The sequence below is a fragment of the uncultured Campylobacter sp. genome, from assembly GCF_937949835.1.
Taxonomy (GTDB): domain Bacteria; phylum Campylobacterota; class Campylobacteria; order Campylobacterales; family Campylobacteraceae; genus Campylobacter_B.
This window is the reverse complement of record NZ_CALEDC010000147.1, coordinates 1-1,123: the sequence shown is the minus strand read 5'-3', so window position 1 is coordinate 1,123 and position 1,123 is coordinate 1. Positions and strand designations below refer to the sequence as shown.

Below are 1,123 nucleotides of genomic sequence, written 5' to 3'. Positions count from 1 at the left end.
AAAAAATTTGTTTACCTGCGAAGAAGCCTTACTCCACTTCAATGCAGATAAAACAGGTAAAGTCTCTTCAATCAAGTTTTCAGAACTCTCAAGATCCGCTCCTTTTAGATTTTTAAGACCGTAATCAATTACAAGCTCACTAATCCTGCCAAGCTCAGGGCCCTCAATACGCTTATTTTCTTTTGCCAATAAATACAGTGTCCATATATATTGTATATTTTTTTGTAATGTTTTAGCAAAAATTTCATCAAAATAATGGATTATCTTGCCGCGTCGGAAGGGCGCCAGCTTCTCGCGCAAATTCGGAAAGTAATCGCAGATCTCATCGATCACGATGTTTGTCGGCTCGAAACAACTAAACGCCAGCAGATCAAACATATTGTCATTTGTGATCTTCGAGGTATGGTTGTAGAGCCAATCGCTGATGTCATATTTCTTATTCAGGTCTTTTTCGAGCATATAAAATAGCACGATATGGGTGCTTCGCGCTACGGGCTTGATCTCATAATATCTTTTGATCGCGTTTTCATATCCCGCCTCGTCGTGGTCGAACCAGATATAAACATCCTTGCCGCGCAGCAGCTCCAGATACTCGTCCCATCTGCTCCCCGCGCCACCCAAAGTTAAGGCGTTTACGTTGAAGCTCATCAAATTTAGGGCATCTTTTTCGCCCTCGCAGACGATGACGCGATCGTCCGGGTTGTCTAAAAAATATCTAATCGGAAACGGCGCCGCTGCGGCTCCGCTCTCGCCTATCCACTTGCCGCTCATACGCTCGGAGCTTATAGCGCGAGCCTTACTATCCCAAGCAAATTTTTCTCGGTATTTGATATTTAGCGGCACGCCTCGCTCGTCGCGAATGATGATCGCTATGCTTTGATGCTCGTGCGAATATCCTATCGCGTCCTTGGAGTAGGTCAAAAAGGTAGGGGCTTCGTAGTTTACGAAAATTCCGCGCAGTCCGTTTTCTATGAGCGTCGGTCTCATAGCCTCAAAATTTGAGACAAGCTCCGGCGCGATGGACGCAATGCGAGCTCGCATCCTTTTTTCGGCGGCGGCCCTCTTGGCGGTGGGGACGGCGTCGTCCACGACCTCCTTGGGGGCCACCGGCTCGAGCACGAGG

At 47.5% G+C, this 1,123-nt stretch carries 1 protein-coding gene; it reads right to left on the bottom strand.

The window, feature by feature from the left end:
* The coding region (locus Q0256_RS03225) for a toprim domain-containing protein (protein WP_297959993.1) at window positions 1–1,123 on the bottom strand (1,123 nt) is incomplete at both ends.